We start from the raw sequence: 25,867 nt of genomic DNA, 5'->3' as shown, positions 1-25,867 counted from the left end.
CTCCAAGTATAGTAATTGACCACTTCCTATCTACGAAGTGGAGTAAAAAACTATTTACTATCAATCATTATGAACTACAAAACGGCAAATGTATAGTTACCCAAGAATTAAGCGCTTACCTTATATGGATTTGTATATGAAGTAGACTACTCTCATATCCGAAAAATGAATACCCTGTTGGGCAATATCAGCAGCAATTTGAATCAGATCACCCATCGTATAAACAGTACCAATACAGTTTACCCAAAGGACCTGGACGATATAAAGGAGTTAATGGAAAAAATATGGCAGTTACAAAAATCCATGGTATCAAAACAACCGTTAATAAAGCAATAGAATACATCTGCAATCCAGATAAAACTGACCAGAATCTATATATTTCTTCCTTTGCCTGCTCTCCCGAAACAGCCGTTCTTGACTTTAAATACACTTTGGATCATACACATGACTGCAGAGATCCGCACAATACAAATAAGGCATTTCATCTGATTCAGGCATTTTCCCCTGGTGAAGTTTCCTATGAAGAAGCCCATCAAATTGGCAAAGAACTTGCGGATCGCTTACTGGAGGGAAAATACTCCTATGTTCTGACAACACACACTGATAAAGGTCATGTACATAACCATTTAATTTTCTGTTCTGCAGATAACATCACTTTTTCTCATTACCATGACTGTAAAAAGAATTACTGGAAAATACGAAATCTCAGCGACACTTTATGCCAGGAACATAACCTGTCCACAATTATGCCAGATGGTAAAAAAGGAATGAAATACAATGAATGGGCTGCAAATAAATCTGAATCCAGTAAAAAAGCGCAGCTGCGAAAAGATATCAACCAGACAATCCGAATTGTTTCCACTTACTCAGAATTTCTTGCATTTATGGAAGCTAAAGGATATGAAATAAAAAACGCAGAATTTGGCGAAAGCAGCAGAAAATACATTACCTTTCGTTCTCCCGATATGTCCCGTCCAGTGCGTGGAAGTGCTAAATCTTTAGGAAAAAATTTTACTAAAGAACGTATCAAAGAACGCATTGAAAATAAACGTCAGAAAGCTATTTTTCCTTCTGTTCATAACAAATTAATAGATACCAATGCTCCCAATATAGCAGGAAACATTGGACTTCAGAAATGGGCAAATAAGGAAAATTTAAAAATTGTCTCTGCTGAATATAACAAGATGTTCACACATAATCTACATAATTTTTCAGAACTTGAAGACCGCATAGCCTTGTTACATATGCAGCAAAAAGAGGTAAATACCTCTGTTGTTTCTCTCGAGTCTCAGATACGCCATCTTCGAGAAATGCTAAAATATGCCGAACAATATCAGAAAAATAAAATTTACGACGACCATTATAAAAGCTCCAAAGATCCAGATCGTTATTTCCGTAAATATGAATCTCAAATTATTCTTTTCGCGGGTGCTGAACATATTTTACAGGAAAATGGTATAAACCTGAAACATCTTAATTCCAATAAGTTGCAAGAGCAAATTGCAGATCTTATTTCCAGAAAAGAATCTCTAAATACTCAATACGTTTCTTTTAAGCAAGAAATAAAAGAGTTGGAATTGATACATCAAAACCTGTCCAAATATCTCAAACAGGATGCTCCTGAAATACAAAGATCTTCTCATAACCAACTCCCTTCTTTGTAAAACCATAATAATAGGCAGCGATTTCACTCGCTGCCTAAATTCCCATTAAACCGATATCCTACACCTCGTACTGTTTGTATATATAATGGTTGTCCAGGATCATCTTCTATTTTTTCTCTGATATTGCAGATATGTCGCATAACCACATTATAATCACCGGAATAAGGTTCATTCCATACCAGATCATAAACCATTTCTTTTCCAAATATTCTACCTGGACTTTTCGCTAAAAAAAGTAAAATATCATATTCATATTTTGAAAGATGAACATCACTATCATTCTTTTTAACAATTCGTTCCTGTAGATATATTTTTAATTCTCCAAACCTTATAATTTCCGGTATGAATTGGTTTTTATGTTCCCAGCTAGTCAATATGTTTTCACTTATGCTTCCATTAGCATCTGTGATTCTCTCAATAATTTCTATCTTTTTCACCTTTATTGCCTCTACATTATTAATTTTATATTCTATATATCATCTGCCATTTGACTTTTTTCTTCTACAAGTAATATAATATATTTATTACATATGTAGGATTTAGCAGGAGGATTTTATTATGTCACTACCCCAGATTTCAGAAGCCGAATTTGAAGTTATGAAAATTGTATGGAAATATGCTCCCATCAATACAAATGAAATTACAGAAAAACTTACTCTAACTACCAGCTGGAGTCCAAAAACAATTCAAACTCTTATCAAGAGACTTGTTTCCAAAAAAGCTCTTTCCTGCGAAAAACAAAGCCGGGTATTTGTCTATACTCCATTAGTCCAAGAAGATGAATATATACGCCAGGAAAGCAATTCTTTTTTAAAGCGATATTATAATGGAAATCTTTCTTCTATGCTGGCTTCTTACCTTGAAGACGATAAGCTCTCTTCAACAGAAATTGATAACTTACGCCATTTATTATCAAAACATCAGAAATAGGAGGTTTTGAATGAGCAACTGGATCATCCACTTTTTAATCAGTAATATCTTCATATGTATTTTTACACTTGTAATAATCGGAACAAAAAAACTTCTGAAAAAATATTTATCTGCGACTACACAGTACCATCTCTGTTTTCTTTTATTTTTATTACTTGCCGTGCCATTTTTTCCTGTACAGATTCATGGCTCACAACTTTTTTCATGGTTACATTTTTTTCAAACTGACTCAGGACTTAACTCTGGTACCGACACGCTATCCGAACTTACCAGTAATACACAAAATATTTTGTTAAACCAGGTGAATGATTTTTCAGTTTCCATCAGTAGTCAATTTTCTGGAGGCTTGAATACCATACTCTTTCTAATATGGATAACGGGTGTTATGATTATGTCAGTCCTCACCCTTCATTCATTAAACTATGTACGTTCCATAAAAAGATCTGCTCTCCCGCTTCAAAATCAGCAGGTAAAAACTATTTATTACAATTGTTTAAAGGAACTTAAAATCTCTCACCCAGTATCAGTCTACAGTACTGCATTTTTAAAATCACCAGTTTTAATCGGAATAATACATCCCAGAATTTACATTCCCATCCATTTAATTTCCGAACTGAATCCTGATGATATGCGTTTTATGCTGCTACACGAATTACAGCATTACCGTCACAAAGATACATTTATTGGCTTCCTCATGGTCATAAGTAATATACTCTACTGGTTTAACCCTTTTGTTTGGTACACTTTAAAAGAAATTCTCTGTGACCGTGAAATAGCCTGTGATTCTGCTGTATTGCAGATGATTTCTGCTGATGAATACCAAGCTTATGGAACTACACTGATTAATTTTGCAGAAAAAATATCCTCTTTTTCCTCTCCACTGGCAGTTGGAATGTCCGGAAATTTCAGGCAGATGAAACGACGTATTCTCAACATCGCCGTTTTTAGGAAAGAAACTCTTTATCAAAAAATGAGAGCATTGATAATTTATCTGGTCATTAGTGCTGTTTTTATTGGATGTACACCCATTTTATCCATTGATGCCTCTACTCAAAACGTATATCATTTTAGTGATACAGACAAAAATATCTCCCTGTTAGATATATCCGAAACATTTGGAACATATGATGGATCATTTGTTTTGTATGACAATAATTTGGATTCCTGGAAAATATACGATCTTGAAGAAGCCACCAAACGTATTCCGCCAGAGTCTACCTACAAAATATACGATGCATTATTAGGGTTGGAATCCGGAATCATCACACCAGAACACTCTTCCATGACATGGAATGGTGATGCCTTTCCTTTTCCATCCTGGGAAGCTGATCAGGATTTAAACTCTGCTATGCAAAATTCCGTTAACTGGTATTTCCAGGCAATTGATTCGCAGCTCGGAATTAACAGAGTCCAGGAATTTTTGAATAAAATAGAATATGGAAACCAAACAACCAGTTCAAATCTGGATTTATACTGGTCCGATTTTTCATTAAAAATCTCGCCTTTAGAGCAAGTAACATTATTAAAAAAATTTAACACAAATGAATTCCATCTAAATTTCCAAAATGTATTTTCTGTTAAAAATGCTATAAAAATTGCCAGTACACCTAATGGTAATTTCTACGGAAAAACTGGAACCGGTCGTGTCAACGGACAGGATATCAACGGCTGGTTTATCGGATATGTAGAAACTTCCGATAACAGCTATTATTTTGCAACCAATATCCAAAGTGATTCTAATGCAACTGGCAAAAAAGCATTTGAAATCACTTCTGATATCTTAAAAAAATTACATATATGGAATTAACAAATATGAAAGGGCTGATAGTTGTTATCAGTTCTTTCTTTTTATTCTATATTGATATTTGGGAACTTCTTTCGTACCATTATTCAGAATTTTATTCCCCATATATTTAAAACTCTTATCATCGTTGAACTTAACAGTCAGCTCACTTGTAATAACGGCATCATTACATATAAATGTATCACATACAGCATCAACAACCAACACACTGTTTCCCTCTCCGCTATCTCTTATTTCAACGACCTCCGGTAAAGATGTTCCAAAATGAGTAGGGCTATAATTTAAACAGCCTAATCGTTCCCAGTCATAAGTTTGATGTTCCGAATCAAATACTGCCCATTTTTTAATTTGATCTGCTGTTATCGGCAAAAACTCCATTATCAGATTTTCAAACTCTTCTGCCGGAATTCCACTTGAGTTACCTGAAAACTCATATCTCTCCCCGTATTTCATTCGATATAAATATTCATATAAACCATTATAATCTAACCCTTCCATATCAGATCTATCCCAATCAGAACATAAAAGATTATTCCCCTGATATCCAAGCAAATACACACACCTCTTTGAAACTTCCCTGCATTCATCACTTAAAGGTTTAATTCTTATCATAGAACTGCCATCAACCGCTTCTGATACTTCCGGATACTTTGGAACGCATAGCGTATAACCAAACCAGCCTTTTTCTGTATATTTCCATTCTTCTATCCTTGTATACGAAACATATACAATAGATGGATTGTCGTTCATACCCCAAACAGCTTTCACAGCCAGCAAATACATATCTGTCCCATCATAATTGAATTTGAGTCTTTCTATCCCACCATCCCTGTTAATCCTATATAAGACGATATCTCCTGTCAGATCCTGTTCTGCCCTGAAAAGAAATTCTTCCATTTTAGAATAATTAGCCATATTTGAATACGGTGCTGATGTAATAACGGGGACATTTTTTTCCTTTAATACTTCCTGCATTTCTTCCATTACTGTCTCAGAAACTACTATATTCGATGAAGTCCCTTTATCCGCCTTTTGATAAATGACTTTCATCTGATTCATAACATTCTTACAATCTTCAATAGCTTCTTCTTTCACGACTTCATCTACTGGCAAATCATATCCTCTTTCTTGTACAGCATAATTCGCAGTTTCCTGTGAAATATATTCTAAATCAGCCCCTTTACATTTTGTATTTCCTATGAAAAAGCATCCCGAAATAAATAAAACGCTCATCATCTTTTTCAGTTTTCTTTTTGTAATCATATCAATTATCTCCATAACATTCCTCCCACTTTTCGTCTGATAATCTTTCCGTATACCAGGTAACCTCTATTTCTGACCTTGATACATAATTGGATACATATTGAAATCTATCTTTATCTAACAGCCGAATGGTTACGCTATGACAAAACGCCTGATCTAATTCTTTTTGTGGCCATACCGCATTTACTTCCAGTGTTATTGTTCCATCTTGATTTTCTATGTAGGAAACAACTTCCGGATATGGAATATATGGTGTGGGAGCAAAATCATATACGATTCCTCTGGTTCGATACCGATATGTCTGTATTTCTGTGTGAAATACCGTTCCTGTCTGCAGTATCTCTGCGCTTATATTAAAATATTTTTGAAATATCGTTTCAAATGATTCTTTTGGGATTTCATAAGTCTTTCCTTCCTTAAATTCATCAGTTTTTTCTTCCATTGAAAGTAAACGATCAAAAACATCATAAAAATTTATTCCATCATAATTTTTTTCACTCCAATTAGAAGTAAACAATTTATTAAGTGTATATCCAAAAGGAAGTATATATTTTCGATTCAACTCCCGACATTTTTTATTTAACGGTGCTACCCGAAAGTCCCGATATCCAGACGGTCCATCATATCCTGCCGGATGATATTCTTCTATAAAGAAATGCCCGTTTTCTGTATATTTCCATGAATTAGCTCTAAACTCATGATAATATGTTTCCTGCCAAGTGTCCTCTTTCCATTTAAAAGAGCTTACTTCAACGTCTATTTTCCCCTGTTTGGTTTTCAGATCATACCGGATAAAATAATCCCCTGCTATAACTTGAAATATAGTAGTTTTTCCATTCTTCTCTTTTTCTGCTTTTTTCAAAAAATCATCTACTTTAATACTTTGAACCATATCCAGCTGATTGTAGGAATCAATTACTGCATATCCATATTTTCCAAAATAATCCATACTTTTTTGTATTGTACTCAGCTCATATAGTGCATTTTCTTTCACAGCATTCTCATATATGTTCCGATAGCCTTCTGCTAGCATTTCACACTCTCTGTAAATTTTTTCTTTCGTATCTTCAATTGTCTTTTTCTGCTCTTTCTTTATGCCACATCCACTACAGACAGCAAGAAAAATAACTCCCACAAATATTTTCCAAATTTTTTTCATATCATTTTCCTCTTACATTTGTAATATTTAAAGGTAAAAATTATTCATTACCAAGATATTCATCCAGTATCGCCTTATCCTTTTCCACCACATAACCGCTTCCTCCAATATCTTTCACATTCTCTACCATACTGATGAGCAAAATAGGATTCTTTGTATCTCTATCTGTAGTAAAAACTGTAAACCAGCCAATTTCTGTTCCAGATGTATCTTCTTTTGTAGCTTTCAGTTCCGCTGTTCCGGTTTTTCCTGCTAATCTAATGTCTTCCCGGCATGCTCCATAACCAGTTCCTTCCGGGTTATTCACTACACCCTCTAACCCCTCCATAACCTCCGAAACAATTTGTGGTGAAAAAGCATCTTTTATCCAGATTTCACTGGAAGTGCTTCCACCATCCGCGTGAAGATATGGCTTTATCATATTTCCATCATTTAGAAAAGCCGTATAAATGCTTGCAAGATGCAAAGGATTTACCAGAATCTGTCCCTGTCCATACCCACTGTCAGCAAGCTGGATTTCTGTTTCTATCTTGTCCATATTAGAATATTGGGACTCTGACATTTTAATATCAAATGGAAGTTCCTGATTAAATCCTATTTGATTTAGAGACTGCATCAGTTGATCCGCACCAATTTTTAATGCTGCTTTTGCAAAATAAATATTATCTGAATAAATAAGCGCATTTTTCAAGATCACAGGTTCATAATCATGAAGTGTAGTCACTGTATAATCTCCCCACGAGGAATCTTTCTGCCACGCCAGACCCTCATTTCCAAAATCGTCATTTGCAGTAAATGCCCCCACTTTTAATCCAATTGCAGCAATTACAGGTTTAAAAGTTGAGCCAGGACACCATGTCTGGCGAAAGCGGTTGTATAAAGGCCTGTCTTCATTTTCATTTAATGCACTCCACTGGCTGTTGTCCATTCCACGTACAAAATCATTATTATCATAAGATGGCGTACTTACCAACGCCAATACTTCCCCTGTATAAGGATTCAAAGCTACAGAACATCCTCTGTCTTCTTTAAATTGTTCATAAAGAGTACTTTGAAGATCACCATCAATCGTAATATGGATATCTTCTCCATCTTTTCTAGGCTCATATGCAATAACACTTTTTTTATTTCCATTTGCATCTACAATACAGATTTCACACCCATCTGTTCCTTTTAGTTCTTTTTCATAAAGCGTTTCCAGTCCAGTCTTTCCAATCACACTGTTTGTACGATACCCTTCCCCTTTATGTTCCTGCAAATCTTCGGCTGTAACCGCCTGTACATACCCTACCAGATGAGAGGCAGCTTCTTTTAGATAATAAGTTCGTACTTTTACATCAGATAACATAATACCTGGAATCTTCAATAATGTGTCCTGCTTTTCTTTTTCTTCCAGAACAGTTTTATCCGGATTCACTGTCAAAAGATCGACCTCTTGTATTTTAGGAATTGTTGCTACTGGTACAAAAGAATCTGCTTTTACCCAACCGGCTTTTAACTTATCCTCAATTTCGTCTGCTCCAATTCCAAGATACTCTGCCAGTTTTTTTATTGTATCTTCTCTGTTCTCCATCCTGCCCGGAACAATTCCTACCGAAGATGCAGTTCCCTCTCCAGCCAACTGACGACCATTTCTGTCTAAAATATCTCCTCTCTTTGCCTCTTCTGACGTTACCTGAACTTTATCCGTTGCAGATAACTCTGGAAAAATCAACTGATCCTGCCAGATTAAATGATATCCTGTCCAATCATGTGAAAATACCGCATCGTTGGTAAATTCTACATTTCCTGCAGCAGTCTGCATATTTGTTGTATAGGAAACTGCCGCATTTCCGTTTTCTTGTCTTTTTACTGTAATATCGGTTATGGACAGATCAGACATCTCAATGCCTTCATATATTTTAGAATTTCGTTCTATAAATTCTTCCTTACTGTTCATGCTGCTTTTTTTCTGATCCAGCATGGCATACATTTGCTCATATTCCCCTTTTTCAATATATTTCATATATTCCATTAGTCTTTTTTCAGGAACATTACAATTCATTATTGTTACAATACCGATTCCACCACCAATCAATATACCGCTAAATAAAACTATTTTTGTAATAATCTTCGTGTGTTTTTTTCTTTTCTTTTTTCTCATATAGTTTTATTTCTCCTTTTTTCATATTTTCTTAAATATTACACTTGTAATATTTAAACGTCAAGCTTTTTCTTAGGTTTATATATGTAGACAAGAGAAAAGATTTGCATAAAAAAGAAAGGGCATCTCAAAGCCTTCTTTGATAAAGAACTTTACGACACTCTGAGGTAATGGTTTCTCCGGATGTTTCCCAAACGCTATAATCACTCTCCAGAAGAATCAAAAACGATTTTTAATTTTCTCTCAGAAAAAAAAGAACTACTCTAAATCTGCTGATCTTTGAAATAACCCTGCTCGTTTCTTATAATCACAAACATATTCAGACAACACATTCTTTGCTGGCAGATTATTATAGCAGAAAACGCAACAAATCCCTTTATTAACTTTTGTTCCATATATTTCCTGTACCAATCCTATTGTTTCATCATCTGAACAAAAGCTCTTCGGAATCTCCCTACAATCCCTGATAATAACGCAAATCTGTTTACTATGTCCTCTCTGTCAGTATACAAGCCAGCTAATCTCTTTATTATAGTATCTAAATACTTCTTCCCAATTCCACTACTCAAAATTTCTTCAGTCACTGTTTCTGCAGATGTGTTTTTATATCAGCCAGAGTTCCCCTGGCTGAATTCTTCCAATATATACCTGTTAACACTTCTCAATGCTGACACTTTTTCCTTCGCTTTACTACACACTGGCTTGAATTCATTCCTCCTCTTCCAGTTTCGATTTATAATCTTCCAAGTCCATAAGAAAAGTCTCATAGCCTTCATCACTCATGCAGAACAGCTTTCTTATGGTATTGCAGACAAGCCCGATCATGTCCGCATCCCCTTTCAGGAATGGAATGATATGGTCGATTGCTTCCATCGTGTCATTTCTGTTCCCTTTATCAAACATTGCGGTTACTAAACATTCGTCTGTATCAAAGTTCATTGCCAGATCCATCATAATTCTACATCCCCCTTCTTATGTGCTTTGGATTTTTCTGCTTCTTTATTTTTCTGTTCCTGTGCTTTTGCCCTTGCCTGAAACTCTTTCAACGACTGCAGTACAGATTTTTTCAATTCCCCTCTTTCGCCCTTTGCCGGCTCTTTCTTTTGTGTCTGGTTCTCTTCCACTGATACGGATTCTTTCTTGACTGGTGCTTCTGAAACTTCCTGTTTCACTTCCACAGTCTGTTCTGCTTCCTGCACTTTTCCATGTTTCTCATTCAGATACTTTTCCATATCGTTAATTGCTTTCTGTACTAATGGGCTTTCCTTATAATGAGGAATCATATCTATCAGTTCCCTGTCTACTCTATCCCAACACATCAGTTCATATTCCCCGGAATAATCCTTATCTCCATCCTGCAGATCAAATCCAATCCCTTTACCTCCATGCAAGCGATCTGCCGGAATACTTTCATAAATTTTAATCGCTTCTTCCAGAGTAAGATTATTATGGTACTCTCCCATGACCGGAAACTCCATGCACTCTGCCACATAAAAAGTAATCGTAGCTTCTGGTTGCTCCTGTTCTGGTTGTCTGGTAAAGATAGAAAAGGTTTCTGCATTTTCCAAACGGGAAAGTAATGACCGGGCAGTTATCACATCACTGTCTATATCCGATTCTTCTGCCACCTCAGTCAGCCAGTCTTTTAAACCTGCTGTCTCCTTGTTCAAAATATCCTCTGTGAGTTTCTCAACCTGTTCTTCCCTATTTTCAACGGTATCTTTATATTCATAAGTATCATATTCATAACTAAAATTATCCAAGTCCACTGCGAGTTTCCTGATTTCCTGCTGATCAAGATAGGCTTCCGATTCCTTTATATACTCTGCCAAAGTAATTCTTTCTTCTAAGATTGGGTTAATGTCTACTTTAATGCCTGCTATTGCCATACCATACGAATTCAATTCGTTAAAAAAACTATCCTCTCGAATATTTCCTCGATAAGAAAGCACCACATCAAGATCAGAATCTGCACGATACAGGTCATCTCTGCTTCTGGAACCATGTACTCTCGCCCCAATCAATGTAACTTCATTTTCCAGTCCCATTTCTTCCAGAACAGCTCTTGCATGAAATAAAACTTCATATTCAATTTCTGCCCTGTCCATCCCATTCAATGCTGTTTCACATCTGCCAAGTTCCGAAGTGAATCGAACATCTCCACTGGCCAGCACTTCTTTAGAATGACTGATTACCTTATCCCGAAACTCCCTGTCATCAACTTTTACACATTCAACATCTTCCAATCCTTCATTTTTCAAGCTGGCATACATTGCTTTCTGAATAGAATCTTCTGGATTTCCACAGGCATCTCCTGAAATTTCATGAAGTTCCTGATCATAAACCAGGTATTTATAGCCATCCTCCGTCGGTTGCACTGTTAAATACATACCAGACATTTTAAATTGTACGGTTATTCCCTCATAACTTTTTAATGCCGCTTCCCTGTCATAACCATCAAAAAAAGCCTTTGGGCAAGTACGTTCAAATTGTATCTTCTCCAGTCTCTCTTCTTCTGCATATTCAATTTCTGCATACATTTCTTCATAATCCATCACGCTTGCATCTTCTATCGAAAGTCCTTCCTCTTCCAAAATATTCTCCATTGCTTCAGTAATAGAAATAGTCGGATCATCATAAACGCCGCCATCCAGTTCCAGATAATCTTTATCATAGAATGTATAATCATAACCATCTTCTACCGTCTGAATTGTAAAATACTGATCTCCAATCTGGTATGCTATCTCTGTATCATGCACTGCCAGACTGTTTCCTATCTCTTTAAAAGTATTGTATATCTGCGGATTCAGCCATCCTTCCACTTCCTGGCAATCATAAATCAATGTATCTATTCCATTCTTACACTGAATAAAATCAAGACTACCTCGCAACGGTGCTGTATTTTCAATTCCAAGAGCTTTCATTTTATGATTAGGCAGAGAGTAATATGCTCCAAGGGCAGCTCCCAAATCCTTATATCTCTCGATCTTCATCCCACCTTTTGCTGCCAGATCTTCGATCACATAATATTGGTCAATATAATGATTTTCTGGCATTTTCAGGTCAATGCCATTATTTTCTCTGACTTTATGTATCTCGAAAAAGCTAAATTTCTGTTCTTCACCCCGCAGATTCTGTCCGGTCAGTGTCGGCTCCCATGTATCTGTACTGATTGGCTGCTGTTCCATGATTTTCATAACTGTTCCGTCTGCTAAGATGACTGTTGCCTGGTCTGGAAGATCTATCAGGTCATACACCGTTGCACCATTTTCTTCCAGATATTCTGAAATAGCTTCCCTGGCTCCTTCATCAAATCCATGCCAGATGTCCTCTGCCACCAGTGTCCCATTTTCCGATACGATAATATCTGCCACGTCCTGACCGTATTCCTCATTTCGCATCTGGAAGAATCGCTCCCCATGATATGTTTTCATATCCATCGCATACCAGGTGCCTGTATGTCCTTCTGCGTCATACCCTCTTGTAGTTTCAGTGATATGCTGATTTTTCACACCAAGCACCTCTTCCAGTTTCCGGGTACGGATTTCTTTTCTTGCCATATCAATAAATCCATTCAGGACTGCAGGATGGCTGCCCACAATATAGTCCCTGTTCAGATCCATTCCCCGACTGATATTTTCCGGAATATCAATGCCATCTGCCCACCGTTTATTGCCATCAGAAAATCTTCCATCATAGGAAAGCTGTTTCAATGTATTTGCCAGAACAAATGCAACTCGTTCTTCCCCGTATTTTTCAAACACGCCTACTGCAGCATCTGGATTTAAACGCATACCGTCGAATCCCTCTGTGATTGCCTGTTCAATTGCATTTTTACAGTCAATGTTCAGTTTTCTGGAATCCAGGTAAGCATCTACATTTCTCTCCTGCATAGCCTTTTCCAAAGTTCCCATATAAACTTCCGGATATGCTTTTACTGGATTGGCATTTAACATTTCAGCTCTCTGTGCTACAAAGTCCGGCAGTTCTGTAAATCCAAAAGAATCTACATAGTATGCGGTTAATCTGCCGCCCCGGTTCATAATGATCACATCACTGACTGACATGGAATGCCCAGTAAAATCGTTTGGTCGTTCTATATTAAAACGCTCAAAGAGATTATCCAGTGTCGTAGCATCCCTCAGTCTTTCACTGTAAACCATCTGATAGTCTTTGCCATCTACGGTAAATCCCATTTCTTTTGCCGCTTCCAGACTTAAAAACTGATACCCTCTTTCTTCCTGTCTACTGTTGATCTGGTAAATTCCATAGCGGTTTCCATCACTTTCTAAAAGAAGTGTTTCTTTGATCTTTGCTTTTTCTTCCGGTGTCATAATCGTTTCCTGACTTCTCCGGTAATTTTCCCATTCAAATTTCGTCACTCCGAATAACCCGTCATGCTGTAAAATATCCAGTTCCAGATTCATAATTCTTTGCGACTGTTCCTGACCACCAACTGCTCCGGTCAGTCCATAAACCGTTACTCCCTCATGGTGCAATTCCACTGCCCGTTCCCTGGTAAGCGGAAGCATACTTTCTGAATAAAATCCGGCTTCATGCAATTCTGATAAACCAATCATCGAATCCGGCAGACTTTCAATCTGTTCCTCCGCTTCTCCAATCAATTTTAGTACCGCTTCTCTGTTTCCATCCAGAATAGATTCTGCAAGATTCTCTGCCAGTTTTTCCATTGCTTCCCTATCATCCAGTTTATAAGCAAAATTCACGATAAGATTTCTCTGGTCATTGCTGAAAATCGTCCGTTCCTGCTCCAGACGATTAATAGTCTGTTCTGCATACTGCATGGCACTCATTTCTTCTGTCTGCTCCACAACATCTGCTTCCTGCTCTGCTCTTTCTATCTGAAGTTCTTTGAGTTTTTCCTCAATCTGTCCAATCATATCAGCAGAAGTCTTACGGATGGTGTCCATAGAAGCACGAAGCTCTTTCATATTTTTACCGGAAGACCAGCTTGCAATATAGGAAAAAGAATACTCCGATGTGTCCAGTCCGAAATGGTTACATACCACATAGGCAACACTTTCTGCTTCTACTTCCCTTGTAAGCTGATCTTTTACGATGCCCTCTGCTTCCATCTGATCACGATCATGCAATACTGCATGTGCGGTTTCATGCACCGCTGTTTTCATGGTTTGTGCCTCACTCATGCCAGGCTGGATAGCAATATATTTATCGACAAGCTGATAAAAGCCTTTCGCCTCCCCATCAATCTCAATAAAACGGATAGGAACCGGGGCAACCATTTTTAATGATTCCATAAAATCATGGTAGATCAAAACATCTCCATCCAGTTCTGATACCTCAAACTCTGGAATCGGTTCTCCTGTGGTCTGGCTGACATCAAATACTGTCGTAACCCGGAATTTTGTAATAACACGCTCTACTACTTCTGTTTCCGGCTGTCCATCTTCCCCGATCACAATCTCGCCTGTTTCTGGATCAGTTTTTTCAATCTCCTGTTTCTCTTTAAACGGAGCCGGGGCAATAATCTGGATGCCTTTTTCCCCTCTTTTTACCTGTCGGTTGAATTTCTTCTGCCATGCCTGATACCCCGCTACCAATGTTGCTTCCGGTTTCTGCATGGTGATCAGCAGTGTGTTATTAAAGCTGTAATTGTGGAACTTTGACATGGTATTCAGATATTCGGTATATCTCTCCGATGTAAAGATTTCCTTTACTCCCTGTTCCAGCCGTTCCGATATTTCTTTTAACTGTTTTTCTATATTATTTGCCATAAACAAACCCTCCATTTTATGTCCCCGCCAGAGAAAACTCTGACGGGAAATCTTTTATAACTCCTGTTCATGTTTTTTCTTTGCAGCTTTCTGTACAGATGGCTGTTCCGCTGTATTCTGCTGTGCCTTCTCCTGCTTTAAGCGTTCCAGAATAGACGGCTTATGGATTCTGTCTGCTGTTTCCGGAAGTTCTTTTTCTTCTATGGCATCCCTGCTGTCTGTGTTGCTTCCTTCTCTGCCAATATCCTCATCTGCCATAATCGTCTCATTACCCTTTTCATCCATGTTCAGCAATGCATTTAACTCGGATAGCCGTTCCATCTTTTCATTCAGCTCTGTTTCTTTCGGAAATGGCTTCTTTACCTCTTCCTGTGCAGTAGCAAGCTGCTGTTGTACGGTTTCTAACTTCTGCTCACTTTCCGTCAGCTTCCTGTCAATGGAAGAAAGCGTGTTATGGATACGCTGCATATTTCCTACAGGGTCTTTTCCGATCTCCAGCTTATAAGAGCATTTTCCTTTGACCGTCAGTTCAAACGCATTGGAGAACATATTGTAGGAAGCAGATAACGTAAACCCATGATATTCCCCAACCTTTCCGCCGGTGCTGACGGTTTTTAAACCTGCACAGGCGGCGATCAACGCTTCGCCTGCTTCTTTCTTATCTTCATAAAGGACATTCCCTACCGTCATGGCAAACGTGTCATTATCCTGTAAATCCACGCTTTTTACTACCTGCGAATCCACCTGCATCCCGGCAATCCGCTCTTTCAATGCACTGATCTGTACCGGGAAATTCTTTGCAATATCGGATTCCAGACGGTAAATCTGACTGGTATGGTTTGCCTTTAAGAGTTTCAGCTTACTCACCTGCACATCCAGATCCATTTTTTCTTTAATGTGCGGATTACCTGTGGCAAGTGCCTTGATCTCTGCATAGGACAGTGCCGTATCATCCACATCTTCACAAGCCCTGACCGGGGATTTACTGGTCATGATCTGGCTGATGAACTTCTGCTTATTCTCCAAAATCTGGTCGAGTAGGTCAGCGGTATTACTACCGCTTTCCCCTCTAGGAACCGTGCGTGAGAGTTTCCCCTCACACGGCTCAAGCACTTATAAGCCCTGCGTTAGCAGAACCAGTTCATCAACATTTTTCGAGTAATGAAGTTCTCTGTGGCAATCAGCATGTAATAAGACATTCGTTTCTTTAAAATCTGCTCCCACTTCCGTATGGATTCGGAATCCCCGTTCCACTGTGATAGGTTCACCACAATGCGGACAAATGCCTTTCTGCATTTTGTACAGTGCATTTAATTTTTTCCTTCCATTGATTTCTCGAAGCATTCTCTTTGTGTCTCTGTCCTCAAAATATTCTGTGAAACGCTCATCAAATGGTGTCGCTTCTGATTTTGTTTTCAGCCACCTTACTATTTTAGTATCAGTAGCATATATCAGATGTAATTCAAATGAGTCTGCCATATTTACACTGAATGTCCAGTTCCTTGTGCCGACTCTCCTGAAATATTTCTTTGCTATCCATTTGTGGCTTTTCTTCGGATGCCTACGTTTACACCATCTCCACAGACATCTCCATACATCGAAATCAAACCTGTCAAACGCCTGCGAGGAGACATTATACTTTTGGAAATTTACCCATCCTCTGATGACCGGATTTAACTTTCTTATCAAATCTTCCTGCTTCATAGATGGATTTTGCTTTATAATCCCCCGTATCTTATTCACAATGGCTTTATAGTTCTTTTTGGATGGTTTTGTAAGAAGCTTGTCTTTATACCACCGTATATTACATCCGAGAAAATCAAAACCATCTTCGATATGGGTAATCACTGTCTTTTCTTCTGACAGTTCCAATCCTCTCTCTGATAAAAATTCCCGGATAATCGGGAGAACACCTGCTTCCAAAAGCTCTCTGCTTTCGCCTGTGACGATGAAATCGTCAGCATAACGTATAAAGTTCACTTTTGGAAAATATGCTTTTCCATCCCTTTTAGTTTTGTGGTATTTCTTCCTAATCTGGACTTCCAGACCATCCAACACCATGTTGCAGATAGTTGGTGAGATAGCCGAACCCTGTGGGCTGCCGAGGTCTGTTGGAAATAATCTTCCGGTCTCGACATACCCGCTTTTTAACCATTTTCGCAGAATATCTCTGTCCATTGGGATATGGTTCAGTATCCATTCGTGACTGATGTTATCAAAACAGCCCTTAATGTCTCCTTCCAGCACCCATTTAGGGGATTTTGCTTTATTCAGACAGGTAAAGCACTGTTCGATTGCATCCTGTACACATCTCTTTGCTCTAAATCCATAGGAGTTAGGGTCAGCAGTGATTTCCGCAATCGGTTCCAGTGCAAATTTGTACAATGTCTGCATCGCTCTATCCTTCATACATGGGATACTGAGCGGCCTCATTTTTCCGTTCTTTTTCGGGATATATACCCTCTTTAACGGTAATGGTTTATAGCCTCTGCGTTTTAAGCTGAGAATTGCTTCATATTTCAGTTTGGGAGTAGACCATAAGATTTTGTCTACACCTGCTGTCTTTTTGCCTTTATTACTCGTTACTCTTTTTACAGCTAAAGCACGTCCGTAGAAAGAGTGTGTAAGCAGCCATTGCAAAGACTTTACTTTGCCGGTTCTGCCCTGTTGATGAGCCTTTACGATACGCATTTGCAGTTTTTTAACGTATGCATTCGCTTTGTTCCAGTCGATGCTGTCCCATGCCTTTGCAACGTCAGAAGTCGCACACATTTTCATGTTCATTTGCCTTACTCCTTTCAAAAATTCTATAAACTCTCTCGTAATTAAGCACCATGCGGAATTCTGCTCCCCTTTCGGGTGGGGCAAATTTTGAACCCCTATCCGTCCTCATTACAAGGTCGGCATTCGCTTCCTCCGCAATCCTTTACCCGCATTCCCAACGGCTTCCCTTACGGTCCACTTGCCTTTGCAGGCGAGAATACGGGCTTGACACGTTCCACTTAATCAACAATCATTGATAGTTTAGGTTCCACCTCTACTCCGGCAGTCTTATGTCCGTGTATTCCTATCGTGGAGAGGAATATCCAACTGCACACCTTTTGGTTCAAGCCTGTCAGCTACTTTGGCTTGTTCAGCCTTAACGAAGCTTACGGTGATTCAGTTAATTAACCATGCTATCAGAAAGCCTGCACCCTAACCGCCTTGTAGCTGGCAGTTTTGCTTCTCCCTCACGGGATTTGCTCCAAATAGGGTTCCATTTATATCCGCTTCCGAACAATGCCATTACTGGCAAAGCCGGGGATATTGGCTTCATCCAACGGAATGGATGGTTTGGTCGGAATTACCGCCAAACAGTTAAATTAAGCGACTTCGTGTCGCACCCACATATACGCATCAAAAGTGTTCTCCGTCACATACCGGAATATCTTTACTTTGTCATTCTGGTTTCCCTGTCTTAAGATACGTCCTTCCTGCTGTTCCAGATCAGACGGCTTCCACGGACAGTCAAGGTGATGGAGGGCAATGAGCCTGTCCTGTACGTTGGTACCAGCACCGAGTTTTGGAGTGGAACCCATAAGGATTCTCACCTGCCCGGCCCGTACCTTTGCAAACAAATCTGCTTTCTTTGTCTCCGTGTTGTATTCATGGATAAACGCAATCTCTTCTTTCGGGATTCCCCTGGCAACCAGTTTGTTTCGGACATCATCATATACATTGAAAGTCCCATCCCCTTTTGGAGTAGACAAGTCACAGAAGATCAGCTGTGTTGTCCGATCTGCTTTTCCCTCGTCCCATACCTGAAAAGCATTTTCCACACAGGTATTGACCTTGCTTTTTTCTGCATCCGGAAGGAGTTCATTTAATAGCCTCTGATCCAATGCACATTTTCTTCCGTCATTAGTAATCTTGAGCATGTTGTCCACTGTTGGATTCACAAGACTGGCTCTTACTTCTTCCGCACGTTCCGAAAAGGCACTGACCATTTCCTGCTGTTCTTCACTTGGTTTTAAGACTTCATTGATAAACTCTGCTTCCGGTACAGGAAGATTCAGCATATCCGATGTCTGAATATCCGCAGCTTCCTTAAAAATGGAGATCAGCTCTGGAAGATTAAAAAAACGGGCAAACCGTGTTTTCGCACGATAGCCCGTTCCTTCCGGTGATAATTCGATTGCGGTTACTGTCTCCCCGAACGTTGCAGCCCAAGAATCAAAGTGTCCCATGCCCATACGCATGAGTGTGTCATACTGGAGATAACGCATGATAGTGTAAAGCTCGGTCATACTGTTCGATACGGGAGTACCCGTAGCAAAGGTAATTCCCCTGCCGCCTGTCAGTTCATCCATGTACCGGCATTTCATAAACATATCGGAACTTTTTTGTGCATCCGTCTGTGAAATACCTGCTACATTTCTCATCTTTGTATATAGGAAAAGATTTTTGAATGAATGGCTTTCATCCACAAACAGTCTGTCTACACCTAATTGCTCAAAAGTTACTACATCATCCTTTCTGGTCTGGTCATTGAGTTTTTTCATCCTCGCCTGCAGGCTTTTCTTTGTTTTTTCCAACTGCTTGATGGTATAATTCTGCCCTGCCTGATGTGCTGCTTCTTCAATGGAGAACGTAATATCTGCAATCTGATCTTCCAGCATGGCAATCTGCCGTTCTTTTGAAAGGGGGATTTTCTCAAACTGCGTATGTCCAATGATCACGGCATCATAATCCCCTGTCGCAATACGGGAACAGAACCGTTTTCGGTTTGCCGGCTCAAAGTCTTTCTTCGTTGCCACCAGGATATTTGCTCCCGGATAGAGACGTAGGAAATCACTGCCCCACTGCTCGGTCAGATGGTTTGGCACAACATAAAGATTCTTCTGTGAGAGTCCCAGCCGTTTTGATTCCATACCGGCTGCAATCATCTGGAACGTCTTCCCTGCTCCTACGCAATGAGCCAGAAGGGTATTATTTCCATACAGCACATGAGCCACTGCGTTTTTCTGGTGCGGCATTAGGGTGATCTCCGGGTTCATGCCGACAAACTGAATATGGCTTCCATCATATTCCCGTGGACGGATGCTGTTAAATCGTTCATTATAGATCTTACAGAGATCTTCCCGTCGGTGCAGGTCTTTAAATATCCACTCCTTAAATTCCTCTTTGATCAGTTCCTGCTTCTGCTGTGCCAGCATTGTTTCCTTCCGGTTTAATTCCCGGTGTTCCCCCTCGGCATCCTGTACCGTGTCATAAATCTTGGTATCCCTAAGGTTTAAGGCATCTTCCAAAAGACGGTAGGCATTGGCTCTCTGCGTTCCATATGTGGAAGTAACAAGAGCATTTCCGTAACTGTCCACATTCTTTCCCATAACATTCCATTGTCCGGTCACTTCGGCATACTGGACTTTGACCTTGCTCCCTACATAATATCTTGGTGTATGGAATGTTTCTGCCATGAACCGTGTAATGTAATCCTCAGAGATCCAGGTTGCCCCAAGTCTCGCCTCAATCTCTGATGCATCCAGATCTTTTGGCTGTACCTGCTCCAAATACTGCACGTTCACCTGATATTCCGAGTGATCTTCTGCAAACTGTTTGGCAATCTGAAGTTTCTCCCTCACATTTCCAGAAAGATATTCGTCCGACGGCTCCCATTTTTCACCGATTGGATTCTTAAAGATCACCCCTGCCAGTTCTTCAGTAAGCTCCTCTTCTGTTTTCCCGGAAAGCTGTGCCATATAGGAAAGGTCAACGCCTGCCCTCTCACCAATAGAAACCGCAAGTGCTTCACTGGCAGTATCCACGGAAGTTACCGTTTCTGCCCTACGGATTGTCCTTTTGGTAAAAATATCCGCTTTCCGTTTCAGTTCTCCCTTATCATCCAGAAATTCCAGAGAAGTCAAAAGACAATAACTACTGTCCTGACTAAATGCCCTCTTATTGGCATTGCTGCTGATAAGACCATATTTTGCTGTAAAGGTATCGTATTCTTCATTGAGTTTTCCCTGCAGCTTTATGATCTGTTCATCGCTTCCCTCTTCCATCTGACACTGGATCAGTTCATTCGTAACATCACGGATCTTCACCATCCCTTTGACACGTTCCGCTGTCATTGCCGGAAGCTCCATGCGGTTCATCACAGAATTTTCCCGGTAATAGACTTCCTCATTCACTACGGTAAAACTGAAATTCTTTACATCCGGGTCTGCCGGGATAGAGACAACATCCTCCTCCAGCTCTGTATCCGAAAGTTCCAGTTCCGTAATCGTGCCATGGATATTCCTGATAGCTTCTTTTAACTGTTCTTCTAAGGTAATGCCTTCTTTTGGTTTTACGGTCACTTCCTGCTTTCCGTACTGGGTACTTTCTGTAGTAAAATCACCAAGCACCATTTCCGGATGCTCTGCAAAATAAGCATTGACCGAATAGCCTTCCGGTATTTCCTTTAAATTTAACCATTCCGGTTCCTCAATGGATGCCCTGTCCCTTTTCTGGAAAAACAAAATATCAGAAACAACACTGGTATTGGCATTTCTCTGGAACGCATTATTCGGTAATCGGATGGCTCCAAGCAGTTCTGCCCGATTTGCGATATACTGTCTCACTGCCGGATTCTGCTTATCCATCGTTCCACTGGAAGTTACCACAGCCACTACGCCACCGGGACGCACCAGATCAAGGGATTTTGCAATAAAATAATCATGGATCATAAAATGATGCCGGTCATATCTGCGGTCACTGACCTGATACGCCCCAAATGGAACATTGCCTATCACACAGTCGAAAAAGCTGTCCGGATAACTGGTTTCCTCAAATCCCTGTACGGCAATCTTATTTTTCTGATAAAGCTGTTTTGCAATCCTGCCCGAAACCGGGTCAAGCTCCACACCGTACATATTGGCTTTGCCCATACTCTCCGGGATCAGTCCCATAAAGTTACCGACTCCACACGATGGTTCCAGGATATTTCCCTGTTTCAGTCCCATATTTTCCAGTGCTTCATACATGCTTCGGATCACGGTCGGGGATGTATAAAAAGCATTTAAGGTCGATGCCCTTGCTGCTCTGTATTCTTCTGGTGATAAGGTATTCTTTAATTCCAGATACTCATCTGCCCAGCTGCTGTTACTCTCCTCAAATGCCTGCGGGATACCACCCCAGCCAACATAACGGGATAAAATTTCCTGTTCTTCGGGTGCTGCCAGACGTTCTTCTTTCTCCAAAGTCTGTAACAAATGGATGGCTTCCATATTTGCCTTATACTTTGCCTTCGGACCGCCTGCACCAAGGTCATTATCCTGGATACGGAAGTTGTATGGTTCTATCACAGCTTTTTCCTGTTCCTGACTTTCCAGAATAGATTCTTCGGCAGTAACCTCTTCCTCTTCTATTTCCTCCACATCTGACATATCTACTACGGTCGGTTCTGCCACTGCCTTCGTATCCAAGAAATCAAACATGGTCATCTGGTGTCCGGATGGTTCCGCAAAAGACGGTTCTGCTTCCGGTGTCGGGAATATCGTATAGGTTCCTTCTGCATACTGGTGGAGTTCCGAAAGAAGTTCTGTTTTCTGCTGATAGTTTGTCCCATACGCTTCAAAATCCAATGGCAGAGCTGCCAATGCTGCATCCATCTTCTGTAACAGTTCTTCTGTCTGCTCTGGATTCTCTAATACTGCGACCATTTCTTTTCCTGGTTTTTCCCAGAAGAAGTCATCTGTAAAGGGTCTGTCTATCTCTTCCGGAAGACGGTCATAAAAGCGGAGTACCTTATTCGCCATCTGCTCACGTTCATATTCCGGCATACGAGCATAATCTTCTGCCTGCAGGAACTGGTCATTCTTTATCAGATAAGCTACTCTGTTTGCAACTTTATTCCAGGATAATAAAATTGACGTATATGGATTCCCATAAGCACCTCTTGCAAGAAACAATCCTTTTCCATCATAGTTTGCGTGTGAATCATCGGCACCAGACAGTGCATGACTGCTTCCACCGATCCCATACTGTTCCTTGATAAAACCTGTCCTCGATCTTTCATCTTCATGAAGTAGATAAAAGGAATACGTCCTAAGCCTGCCCTGCGAATACGCTCCACCTCCTGCAAGATAAGCATCAATCTCATCCTGTGTAATGAACATCGGATGTTCTTTCCAGGCAAAGCCGTCCCTAGCCTGATAAGGAATCACCTCATCCGCAAACTTTTGAAACTGCTTTGAGATATTTATAGGATTATAATGATGGAAACGCATAATAGAATGATTTTCTTCATAGGCTTCTGCCAGTGCATCCAGTCTTTCATTCAGTTCCGAAAGCCACTGGGGATCCTCCAGCTTTTCTTCCAGATAATCCGTGATCTCCGGATAGATACTGCGAAGATGTGGTAAGTCCTCTTCGTCAAAAACAATCTCCGCTACTCCTTCTGCCATATCCCCTTTCATATAGGCAAGAGCCTGGGCGTGTTCTTTTACTGCATTACTTCTTGCCGCATCCAATACAGACTGCGGTGCATATTCACCCTGGTCTAAAAGCTGATGGATACGTCCGCTGACATCTTCCCATGATAAAAATGCCTTATCTAAGATATGGTCTGTAACCGTATGCCCTACTGCGATCTGCATCCCGGTTTCATCAAACCAGACTGAATATTCATTTCCATCAATCTGAAAACCTTTTCCACCTTTACGGTATTCACGCTTCACAAACTCCGTATATTCCTCCGGTGTCTGTTCACTCATGAAATTATAGATGATCCGGAGCTGGCTGGCTTTCCGGTTTCCTCCTGTCCGTAAGATCTCATCAACAACTTGCTCTGGAATCGGAATTTCTCCGGCATAAAGGGCAGCTGCCCTTTCCTCGATCTGCCGTCTTTGTTCATTTGCGGTGGGATATTCGGGCAAAGATAAAGCAGAGGCGATCTCTTCCTCTGCTTTACTCAATCCATCTTCTCTTGTATCTTCGACTAACTGTATACCAATTCCGTCAAGATGCTCTCTTCCGCTGTTGCCATCAGTGCGTTCATGTGTGCTGTCCATGCCATCGGATCTGCTTCCTTGTCCGGTGCCGGACTCTTCTCCAGTAATTTCTCCATCTGGCTGTCCATTCTCTCCTGTGCTGCTTTCTCGATCTGTTCCAGATGGCTGTTCAGCTTCCCGGTCAGAAACAGGCTCTGATAAAGGCTGTTCTTGTGTTCTTTCAGAAATGTCCTCCGCAGCATCCCATATTTCCCGATCGTCACTTCTTCCTCTTCGACGGTCAGATTCGGAAACAGGTAATCTCCCTTGCGATGATATGTCAGTTCCATAATCGTTTCCTCCTTCATTTTCAATATTTTCTTCTTTTTTCGTTTCTGCATCCTGATCTTTAATTTCGTGCATTAACGTGGTAAAGTTATTATAATTCCTTTCATTGGATTTTTCAACCTCTTTTCTCGCTTCTTCCAGAGAAATTTTATGTACGGTCTTTCCAATATCAATCAGAATACTCTCACTGAGCTGGCTTGCCGCATTTCCAAGGAAGGTGAGAACTGACAGACGGTTATAATCTGTGATATGCATGAAGTCCTCTTCTTCCAGAAGTTCCATCGGGTCAAGCCCGCATCGCCTGGAAAGCAGATAGTAAACACTGTCTGTTGCCAGCTGACGAAAATCACTGCGGATCGTCACCTCATCCAGATCTTCCAGATAAGTACCTTCTACAGCATATTCCAATCCATCCAGGTATTCCTCCAGATTGTCATTGACCATTTCCCTTGCGACCGCCATCAATGCGTCCTGCAAAGTTGCCGCATCCTTTTCTTCCAGAGCATAGACTTCTGCCAGATGGGTGAGGATCTCTTCTCTCTGGTGTTCCTGCATCTTCCAAAGATATGGGCTTCTGCCTCCGGCTACCATGTGGGTATCCGAAATATCAAACACATAACGAAGTTTGGTATTCTGCCAGGTTTCATCAAACAAGGCAATTCCTCTTGCACCACGATTTACCCAGCGTAACATCTTTTCATTCCATAGTTCCAGTGATGCACAGGCTGTTGCGTCTGGACGCTGTGCATGGATCAGAAGCTGGTCTGAAAAAGAATAACGATATAACCTTGATGCTGTGTCCATATAATCCATCCAATCCCCTGGCGAACTGCTCACTGATACGGCATGTTCCTGCACCAAGTTTCGGATGTCCTGTAGTTTAGACATTAAACTTCCCTCCTATCAATAAAAAAACAGCCCACTCTTTTTTAGAATTGGCTGCATAAAATGTACTTTACTTTTCGGAGAGAAAATGCTATATTCTAATTGAAAAGAGTAACCGCCCACAAGGTGGATGCTCCTGGATTAGGTTTTAATTTATTTTGCTCTCAAAGAGAGCTGCCTATCCTGTTGGCAGACAGGGTAGGCTATTTTTTTCGCTTGTTGTCCCTATTATCCAAATAGGCAAGCAAAGCAATCAGAAACGTACCGCCTAAGAACAATAAGCTCAAGACTTCGTATGTATCCATTCGCTCCACCTCCCTTCTTCTGTATCCCTTAACGGAATCTGAAAATCCAGGAGGTTTTTACCAACCCTGTACACGGTTACTCCAGTAATATTCTAACAGGTAACTCTCCGCAAAGCAATTCCTTTTTACTTCATACGGTTTTATATTCTGTTTTTCTCTTATTCTCTGGCCAATGCAGTTTCCATTCCAGATATTCCTCTTCTGTGATTCTTCCATCGCCCAATTTCTGCTTTTTCCCCATCCATTCCTGCAGATAAGACATTGTTTTTTTATCCCTTATTGTGATTCCAACTGTTTCACTTTCTGAATCATTTAGCAGGAACAGATGAAAAAGCCCTCTATTTTCTTCATCCATCCAGAATAAAGTTTCCATTAATTCGTCCATTGTCGCAATTCCAGGACTTAAAAAATTCCGGACATCAACTTCCAATATTTCTGCTATCCGGATAAGCGTTTCCTGTTTTGGCGTGCGCTGTCCGCTTTCATATTGGGCAATTCTCACATCTGCACTATTTTCTCCATACCCTAACCTGCGCCCCAGTTCTTTTTGCGTTAGCTTGCGAAACATACGGATTTTTCTTATTCTTGCTCCTAATTTCAATTTCTTCTCCTTTTCAAAATGGGGCTGTGCAGTAACCACAGCCCCAGAACACTAT

General features: G+C 40.2%; 15 protein-coding genes. 4 read left to right on the top strand and 11 right to left on the bottom strand.

Annotated features, from left to right (window positions below):
- Positions 1-165 precede the first annotated feature (165 nt).
- Together mobC and KQI39_RS11610 are read left to right on the top strand one after the other, a co-directional pair.
- Positions 166-336, top strand: a complete 171-nt coding sequence (gene mobC, locus KQI39_RS11615; protein ID WP_243111681.1) for a plasmid mobilization relaxosome protein MobC — start codon at positions 166-168, stop codon at positions 334-336.
- Positions 285-1,664: a relaxase/mobilization nuclease domain-containing protein gene (locus KQI39_RS11610; protein WP_015541272.1), complete on the top strand. Its 1,380-nt coding sequence runs from the start codon at positions 285-287 to the stop codon at positions 1,662-1,664. The genes mobC and KQI39_RS11610 overlap by 52 nt, the downstream gene beginning before the upstream one ends.
- A 23-nt stretch (positions 1,665-1,687) precedes the next feature.
- Here the strand turns inward: KQI39_RS11610 and KQI39_RS11605 are convergent, their stop codons facing one another.
- The gene (locus KQI39_RS11605; protein ID WP_019162151.1) at positions 1,688-2,101 is read right to left on the bottom strand and encodes a winged helix-turn-helix domain-containing protein; all 414 of its coding nucleotides are present in this window, start codon (positions 2,099-2,101) and stop codon (positions 1,688-1,690) included.
- 118 nt (positions 2,102-2,219) lie between these two features.
- On the opposite strand from KQI39_RS11605, the gene KQI39_RS11600 reads away from it, so the two are divergent.
- Positions 2,220-2,594, top strand: coding sequence for a BlaI/MecI/CopY family transcriptional regulator (locus KQI39_RS11600; RefSeq protein ID WP_026077000.1), 375 nt, complete (start codon positions 2,220-2,222; stop codon positions 2,592-2,594).
- A 10-nt stretch (positions 2,595-2,604) separates the two neighbouring features.
- A complete protein-coding gene (locus tag KQI39_RS11595) occupies positions 2,605-4,401 on the top strand; it encodes a BlaR1 family beta-lactam sensor/signal transducer (RefSeq protein ID WP_015541271.1) in 1,797 nt (598 codons plus the stop codon).
- A 27-nt stretch (positions 4,402-4,428) separates the two neighbouring features.
- On the opposite strand, the gene KQI39_RS11590 is transcribed toward KQI39_RS11595, so the two are convergent.
- The 10 genes from KQI39_RS11590 to KQI39_RS11550 all read right to left on the bottom strand — a co-directional run bounded on the left by KQI39_RS11590 (position 4,429) and on the right by KQI39_RS11550 (position 25,812).
- Entirely contained in the window at positions 4,429-5,676 is a 1,248-nt protein-coding gene (locus KQI39_RS11590; protein WP_059085548.1) for a DUF6070 family protein, read from the bottom strand.
- Entirely contained in the window at positions 5,663-6,820 is a 1,158-nt protein-coding gene (locus tag KQI39_RS11585; protein ID WP_015541269.1) for a DUF6070 family protein, read from the bottom strand. The genes KQI39_RS11590 and KQI39_RS11585 overlap by 14 nt, the downstream gene beginning before the upstream one ends.
- 40 nt (positions 6,821-6,860) lie before the next feature.
- A complete protein-coding gene (locus KQI39_RS11580; RefSeq protein WP_059085547.1) occupies positions 6,861-8,963 on the bottom strand; it encodes a penicillin-binding transpeptidase domain-containing protein in 2,103 nt (700 codons plus the stop codon).
- A 708-nt stretch (positions 8,964-9,671) separates the two neighbouring features.
- The gene (locus tag KQI39_RS11575) at positions 9,672-9,917 is read right to left on the bottom strand and encodes a transposon-transfer assisting family protein (protein WP_015541267.1); all 246 of its coding nucleotides are present in this window, start codon (positions 9,915-9,917) and stop codon (positions 9,672-9,674) included.
- The gene (locus KQI39_RS11570) at positions 9,914-14,719 is read right to left on the bottom strand and encodes a DUF3849 domain-containing protein (RefSeq protein ID WP_015541266.1); all 4,806 of its coding nucleotides are present in this window, start codon (positions 14,717-14,719) and stop codon (positions 9,914-9,916) included. The genes KQI39_RS11575 and KQI39_RS11570 overlap by 4 nt, the downstream gene beginning before the upstream one ends.
- Positions 14,720-14,773: 54 nt before the next feature.
- Positions 14,774-15,712 carry a helicase gene (locus tag KQI39_RS11565; protein ID WP_253293158.1) on the bottom strand — a complete coding sequence of 313 codons (939 nt, stop codon included), beginning with the start codon at positions 15,710-15,712 and terminating at the stop codon, positions 14,774-14,776.
- A gap of 120 nt (positions 15,713-15,832) precedes the next feature.
- Complete coding sequence (ltrA, locus tag KQI39_RS11560) at positions 15,833-17,587, bottom strand: group II intron reverse transcriptase/maturase (protein ID WP_442860761.1); 1,755 nt, start codon at positions 17,585-17,587, stop codon at positions 15,833-15,835.
- 494 nt (positions 17,588-18,081) lie between these two features.
- The gene (locus KQI39_RS18025; RefSeq protein WP_216418518.1) at positions 18,082-24,909 is read right to left on the bottom strand and encodes a DEAD/DEAH box helicase family protein; all 6,828 of its coding nucleotides are present in this window, start codon (positions 24,907-24,909) and stop codon (positions 18,082-18,084) included.
- A 200-nt stretch (positions 24,910-25,109) separates the two neighbouring features.
- The gene (locus KQI39_RS17390; RefSeq protein ID WP_015524590.1) at positions 25,110-25,211 is read right to left on the bottom strand and encodes a putative holin-like toxin; all 102 of its coding nucleotides are present in this window, start codon (positions 25,209-25,211) and stop codon (positions 25,110-25,112) included.
- Between the two features lie 130 nt (positions 25,212-25,341).
- Entirely contained in the window at positions 25,342-25,812 is a 471-nt protein-coding gene (locus KQI39_RS11550; RefSeq protein ID WP_173722373.1) for a helix-turn-helix domain-containing protein, read from the bottom strand.
- Positions 25,813-25,867: the final 55 nt, after the last annotated feature.

Origin of the sequence: Blautia sp. MSJ-36, from assembly GCF_018917985.1 — a bacterium.
Lineage (GTDB): Bacteria > Bacillota > Clostridia > Lachnospirales > Lachnospiraceae > Blautia_A.
Note: the sequence above shows the minus strand (reverse complement) of the source record. Positions and strands in the feature narration are given on the sequence as shown.